Origin of the sequence: Yersinia sp. 2542 StPb PI (assembly GCF_048593855.1) — a bacterium.
Taxonomy (GTDB): Bacteria; Pseudomonadota; Gammaproteobacteria; order Enterobacterales; family Enterobacteriaceae; genus Yersinia; species Yersinia enterocolitica_E.
The window spans coordinates 1-5,909 of sequence record NZ_JAZGQA010000239.1 but is presented as its reverse complement, the minus strand read 5'-3'; the positions used below and the strand labels follow the sequence as shown (position 1 = coordinate 5,909).

Here is a 5,909-nt window from a genome sequence, read left to right as displayed (position 1 = left end):
GGATGTTTAATACTACAGGGACTAAATGTAAAGGCATTAATAAATAGCCCCACTTAATCTAAGTGGGACTTTATGCTATTATTTTGTCTTAGTTTTTGGCTGTCTGATCAGTGGTGGTAGTATTCTGGCCCTGGCTGATAGAGTAGGTCCCTTTATAGCTATCACTGTCGCCGATATTTGCCATTGAAACAGTTGGTGCCAGGATTGCTGCGATAAGTGCGATTGCTGCGATGGTAGTTTTCATAATAAATTCTCTTCTATTTGTGTATGTGAAAGCGGGTTGCTTTCGATAGGAATAATGTTACTCCGATCACATAATTTGAATACTAAAGAGAATCGTTCATCTTGTTCAAAAAAAATGAATGAATAAGGGCGATGGACCCTTTATTGTAATGAGCATAATTTATCACTGCACAGAAACAAGAGGCGTGCGGTTGCACAACTCGCTAACTATTGATGAGTTTCATCTGCTTTACCGTTGCTCAACAGGGTACTTACGCAGGCATATCAATGAATGAGGAAAGTGGTCTTCTAAAATCTTCAGGATGTGGCGATAACGCCACTGTTCGTAAATGGCGATTACAGATAAACCATATCTCATCGCGGTCATTAGACAATATATAGTAAGCATCTGAGGTTTCTGATGGATTGAATAGACCTAATGCCCGATAGGCAGATGTTTCATTAAAGCCGCTCTGAAGTGGTAGTGGCCTTGGCCCATTGTCCATTTCACTGACTCTTAGATACAGCCCTTGTTCCAGCCACACCATCAGATAACCTCAAATTAAGTAAATTTACATTAATTATAGTGCACAAATATTTATGATTTATAAGACTCGTCTGTTAATCAAAAAAGAGGGGCAAGTGAAGTGAGTTTCCCCATTGACTCCCTATCATCCTGGGGGCAGGACAACTCAGCGTAGGTCGTTAAATTTTACGACGACAAGATATTGATAGCCTCATTAGGCCATTCCACTTATACGTGGCAGAATATAAAAAAATAAATACAACTATTTCACCTGAGATGACAAATAGATAAATATGGATCGTTCACGCTTACTCAAGTTCCTGCTGCCTTATCTGTGGCCTAAAAATAACCCTAAGCTTCGCTATTATTTGGTTGCTGCGGTGATATTTATGGTGGTTTCCAAGGTTAGTACCACTCTGGTCCCACTGGCCTATAAGGCAATGGTTGATACATTAAGCAGTGAAAACGCCAAGATGCTGGCTATTCCAATCGGTTTCATTATTGCATACGGCATCGCCAGAATTAGCGCCTCCTTATTTGAGGAACTGCGAAACGTGATGTTTGTACATGTTAGCCAGAATGCGACTCGGTTACTCGGCTTACGGGTATTTAAACAATTGCATGAGCTAAGTTTGCGCTTTCATCTGGACCGACAAACCGGTGGTTTATCACTGTCAATTGAGCGCGGAACTCAAGCCGTTGCTACTGTACTTTCGCGCTTGCTGTTCTCTATCTTCCCAATTTTGTTTGAAATAACACTGGTTTCGTTGATCATGTGGCATCTATTAGATGGCTGGTTTGCGATCGCGATTTTGGTGACGGTTGGGTGCTATATCTTGTTTACGGTTATGGCCGTCAGTTGGCGAACCCGCTTCAGGCGTGAGCTAAATAAAGCCAATGCCGATGCTAACACTAAGTCTATCGACAGCTTGCTCAATTATGAAACAGTGAAATATTTTGGTAATGAAGCGTTTGAAGCGCAGCGTTTCAACACCTCACGGCAACTTTATGAACATGCGGCAATCAAAAATCAATTCAGTTTTACTGCATTGAGCCTTGGACAGACTGCAATAATCTCAATTGGATTGGTCGTCATGATGGCGATGGCGGCGCAAGGTATCACGCAGGGCAACATGACTATCGGTGATTTCGTATTAGTTAATGCCTATCTGCTTCAGTTATATCAACCACTTAATTTCTTTGGGTTTATCTATTCTGAGATCAGACAAGCCCTGATTGATATGGAAAATATGCTCGATCTACTGATGGTTAAGAAAGAAGTGACTGACAGACCAGATGCATTACCTTTGAAACTGACACAAGGTGAAGTCCGTTTTGAGTCGGTCAGCTTTGGTTATGACCCTCGCAGACCTATTCTGGATAACGTGAGTTTCAGCATCCCTGCGGGTAAAACAGTCGCTGTAGTGGGGGCCTCTGGTGCGGGGAAATCAACGCTTTCACGGTTATTGTTCCGTTTTTATGATGTGACGGGCGGCGCGATTTATATTGATAATCAGGATATTCGGGCGGTTACCCAGTCAAGTTTGCGCGAAGCGATTGGCATTGTACCGCAGGATACCGTGCTGTTTAATGACACATTGCGTTATAACATCGCTTATGGCAGAACGTCTGCAACTTTTGCAGAGATAGAACGCGCGGCAAAACTGGCACATATCCATAAATTTATTACCAGCCTGCCAGATGGGTATGATACGCGGGTAGGGGAACGGGGGTTGAAGCTTTCCGGTGGCGAAAAACAGCGGGTAGCCATTGCGCGCACTATTCTCAAAAACCCCGCAATATTGGTATTCGATGAAGCAACCAGTGCGTTAGATACGCAAACTGAGCGCGAAATTCAGGCTCATCTACGAGAAGTTAGTCGCGACCATACTACGTTGGTGATTGCCCATCGCCTATCAACAATCATTGATGCGGATGAAATTATTGTATTGGATGCCGGCGCAATTGTAGAGCGAGGCCGCCACGACGCGCTATTACTGACCAATGGGCGTTACGCCGCTATGTGGCAAAATCAATATCATGAGGAGGAGCAACTCGTAGTGTAACTCGCCGCCCGTAAGGGTTATTCAAAAGAGTGCATTAAGATGAAGGTGCCCTCGCTTCTTTGGTATCGGTTGATTTGTGGAACCAATTCTCTGAAATGCGCAGTGGCACAATGTATGTCTAAAGCGGCTTGATCTGGCCATTCCTCAACAAAAATAAAATGGCCTGGGTCTTTATGGTTGATACATAAGTCATAGGATATGCAAAGTGGTTCACGCTTTGTACTGGCCACTAATTGTTTATACAGCGGCATAACATCGATAATGTGTTCCGGTTTTATAAAATCTTGGGCAATAACTTTTAGCATTTTTTACTTATGTAACCTCGATTCAATAGAGATAAATAACGCGCGGTGCCAGAAAATGTTATGTAGAGACCGCTCTCTGGCAATTGTCTCATTGTTGGATGATGGCTACGCCCCGGTAAAGTAGGTATAAGCGAATACCGCCAGTGCAATGGCTATCATAATCATGGTTGTCTTTCTCATTCCTGCTCCGATTCTGTGGTCTGTTTTTGTTTTGAGGTTAATCCAACAAGATAACGGAAAATAGCTTAAAAGACACTGATGTGCAGTTCAATATAAGAAATGATCCCTGCGAAAAATTGATCTGTGGATGGCATCGCTGTCACCCCAGCGATGCTATTTAAGTATGGTATTACCTGTGCTGCCAAAAATAGTGATAGATAGTTTCAATTGAAGTAAACATACGCATGTCATTTTTAGTGATCTTGTTCACGGTGTTGATGTGATGATTTGTGTTAATTATATTTGTGTGGTAGCGAAGTAGGGGGTGTGAAATGTCAGCACTAGAGAAACTGGTTTCTGAATATTGCCATACCAGCCTGGACTTTGTGGCATCCACGGTTGCTTTTATGGAAAGCCAAAAGAAGAACATTGATGTTGATGAAGTTGAGGCCAACCTTTCGTTGGACGAACGAGACTATTTCCACGAAAGATTAGCGCATTACAGGGGCATATACCGGCCTTTGTAACAGTGCCTCAATGCTAAATAAGCCGCCTAAGGGCGGCTTATTCGATCATGATATGCCATTCTCACCAAGCAAATCGGTGATTACGCCTGCCTGGTGGCGAGGATCACACTCGATGCTTTAAAAAGAGCAGTTACCTCACTTCTTGCTGCCAACGCCATTTCCTCAAGACTTTCATTGGTAATCACTGAAATAAGTGCCAGCCCGTTGGCGGTAACGGCTTGAACCACAGAAAATAGAGATATTTACTGCTCAAAAAACATTCAAGTAAGCTAAGGTTAATACAGGCCATACACTGACTGTGGAGCCTGTTATGTACCATAAAATAGACGGCAGCGAATACCAACGTATCTTCGTGGTTGGAGATATTCATGGCTGCTATAAAAAACTGATGGATGCCTTGGAACGTGTTCAGTTTGAGCGTTCGACTGATTTACTGGTCTCTGTCGGAGACTTGGCTGATCGGGGTTTACAGAATATTGAATGTTACGAACTGCTTAATAGCCACTGGTTTTATGCGGTGCGTGGTAATCATGAACAGATGGCAATTGATGTGTTAGCGGGTGGAGAGGTTGACACTTGGATAGCAAATGGTGGGCGATGGTTTTTTTTACTAGATGTAAGTAATAAACATCTGGTAGAACAACTCATTAGGCGGGCAGAACAATTACCTTTAATTATTGAGGTTAACACTGACCAGGCGAAATATGTTGTTGCTCATGCTGATTATCCTTCAGATGAATATGTCTACGGCAAAGCTGTTAGTGAGCAATTAGTGCTCTGGAACCGTAAGCGTCTTAACGCATCGATGAAAGGGGAAAACCACGAAATTGTAGGGGCAGATAAATTTATCTTCGGCCATACACCGCTGGTGAAACCCTCACTATTTAAAAATCAGCTTTATATCGATACCGGTGCGGTATTTGGCAATACGCTAACCGTGATTCAAATCCAGTAGCCGATCAACCCCACTGCTACCTTCTTAACGACCTCAAGACGAGATGCAACCAGGCATAATCAAAAGCTCTGGCTGGCCTATTATCACGCTTGGTCGGCCAGCCGATAGCAATTAAAATGAGATAAAGCGGGATGTGTACTTATTGAGTAATAGAATACGCGACAATAATACAGAAGCAGCAAATACTGACAGTAGTAACGTAAATCTCAGCGTGACGTCGGATAAGTTATATGCACTGGCAATGAAATAGAAAATTCCATCATGCAGTATATACACCCCGATCATTGAGGGGCTGATATAGGCCAATGTTTTCTTTATCCATTGGTGTTTAGTGTCAAAGTTATCAAATATGACAAATAAACATAAACTTAGTATTAAAACGTGTAAGTTATCAAGGAAATAACCTGCATTCACTGTTTTATATACATGTATCGACATAAAACTTTCGTAAAAATACATTGAGATTGCTGTTGGCAGCAGCAGCACTTTAGCGATGAGACGCACTCTCGGTAACTTGGTTATTTTCTGGCATATCTTTGAGCAGAGGAACCTACCGGTTATATAATAGAAAACCCAAGTCCATAATCTAAAATATTGTGGGAAATCAATTAAATATGGCCTTTCAGTGAAGGCGCTGATCAGATCGATCGTAATCGAGAAAATAACCAGGCACGAAAGGGTTATGATGGCCGTTCTGTTACTTTTCAAAACCTTCGAGATTAGCGGGTTAAGCAGATAAATAATGGCAATGCTGAACAAAAGCCAACTTTGCAGGAAATACCCTCGTTTGAAGCCATCCTCATTGATAAAATAGAAAAGGACGTTCCAAAAGATAATAATCGTTATTATAGATTTTAATTTACTGAGGATATCCTTTTGATCTATCTCATCATTAGAGTCGATATAACCGATGATCATGAAAAATAATGGGGTAGCAATAATCGATAAAAAGTACAGAACACTCATTACTTCGCCGCCTAAAAAACACTGGTCAGTACAGGTTTTACTTGCAGAGTAGAAAGTAACGGCAGAAAAGCAGCTTAACGTTTTTAGGGCATGTAAACCGACGTTTCTCATAAAGTAGTTTGACTTAAAATAAGGTTAAATGAGAGATGCAGCTTCATAGGGTGTATGGTTTGCATCAGAACC

Annotated in this window: 7 protein-coding genes and 1 pseudogene; 3 read left to right on the top strand and 5 right to left on the bottom strand. The window is 42.0% G+C overall.

Going from position 1 to position 5,909, the window contains the following annotated elements:
• Positions 1-88: 88 nt before the first annotated feature.
• Both V1952_RS19570 and V1952_RS19565 read right to left on the bottom strand, forming a co-directional pair.
• A complete protein-coding gene (locus V1952_RS19570; protein ID WP_193784700.1) occupies positions 89-244 on the bottom strand; it encodes a hypothetical protein in 156 nt (51 codons plus the stop codon).
• Positions 245-494: 250 nt separating this feature from the next.
• Positions 495-770, bottom strand: coding sequence for a hypothetical protein (locus V1952_RS19565; protein ID WP_083159708.1), 276 nt, complete (start codon positions 768-770; stop codon positions 495-497).
• A gap of 271 nt (positions 771-1,041) precedes the next feature.
• Here V1952_RS19565 and V1952_RS19560 point away from each other — a divergent pair, with 271 nt between their 5' ends.
• Positions 1,042-2,814 carry an ABCB family ABC transporter ATP-binding protein/permease gene (locus tag V1952_RS19560; RefSeq protein ID WP_083159706.1) on the top strand — a complete coding sequence of 591 codons (1,773 nt, stop codon included), beginning with the start codon at positions 1,042-1,044 and terminating at the stop codon, positions 2,812-2,814.
• A 17-nt stretch (positions 2,815-2,831) separates the two neighbouring features.
• On the opposite strand, the gene V1952_RS19555 is transcribed toward V1952_RS19560, so the two are convergent.
• Positions 2,832-3,119: a putative quinol monooxygenase gene (locus tag V1952_RS19555; protein WP_083159704.1), complete on the bottom strand. Its 288-nt coding sequence runs from the start codon at positions 3,117-3,119 to the stop codon at positions 2,832-2,834.
• A 491-nt stretch (positions 3,120-3,610) separates the two neighbouring features.
• Between V1952_RS19555 and V1952_RS19550 the strand changes: the two genes are divergently transcribed.
• Complete coding sequence (locus V1952_RS19550; protein ID WP_372558320.1) at positions 3,611-3,805, top strand: glycogen synthase; 195 nt, start codon at positions 3,611-3,613, stop codon at positions 3,803-3,805.
• A gap of 80 nt (positions 3,806-3,885) precedes the next feature.
• On the opposite strand, the pseudogene V1952_RS19545 reads toward V1952_RS19550, so the two are convergent.
• Positions 3,886-4,035, bottom strand: a pseudogene (locus V1952_RS19545) (TOBE domain-containing protein); the annotation flags it as partial.
• A gap of 80 nt (positions 4,036-4,115) precedes the next feature.
• Here V1952_RS19545 and V1952_RS19540 point away from each other — a divergent pair.
• The gene (locus V1952_RS19540) at positions 4,116-4,760 is read left to right on the top strand and encodes a metallophosphoesterase (protein ID WP_372558321.1); all 645 of its coding nucleotides are present in this window, start codon (positions 4,116-4,118) and stop codon (positions 4,758-4,760) included.
• Between the two features lie 111 nt (positions 4,761-4,871).
• On the opposite strand, the gene V1952_RS19535 is transcribed toward V1952_RS19540, so the two are convergent.
• A complete protein-coding gene (locus V1952_RS19535; protein WP_420075366.1) occupies positions 4,872-5,837 on the bottom strand; it encodes an acyltransferase in 966 nt (321 codons plus the stop codon).
• Positions 5,838-5,909: the final 72 nt, after the last annotated feature.

Bases quoted from the DNA above. Each gene is read 5' to 3' on its own strand.
- V1952_RS19570 (WP_193784700.1), bottom strand. From the start codon at position 244: ATGAAAACTACCATCGCAGCAATCGCACTTATCGCAGCAATCCTGGCA.
- V1952_RS19565 (WP_083159708.1), bottom strand. From the start codon at position 770: ATGGTGTGGCTGGAACAAGGGCTGTATCTAAGAGTCAGTGAAATGGAC.
- V1952_RS19560 (WP_083159706.1), top strand. From the start codon at position 1,042: ATGGATCGTTCACGCTTACTCAAGTTCCTGCTGCCTTATCTGTGGCCT.
- V1952_RS19555 (WP_083159704.1), bottom strand. From the start codon at position 3,119: ATGCTAAAAGTTATTGCCCAAGATTTTATAAAACCGGAACACATTATC.
- V1952_RS19550 (WP_372558320.1), top strand. From the start codon at position 3,611: ATGTCAGCACTAGAGAAACTGGTTTCTGAATATTGCCATACCAGCCTG.
- V1952_RS19540 (WP_372558321.1), top strand. From the start codon at position 4,116: ATGTACCATAAAATAGACGGCAGCGAATACCAACGTATCTTCGTGGTT.
- V1952_RS19535 (WP_420075366.1), bottom strand. From the start codon at position 5,837: ATGAGAAACGTCGGTTTACATGCCCTAAAAACGTTAAGCTGCTTTTCT.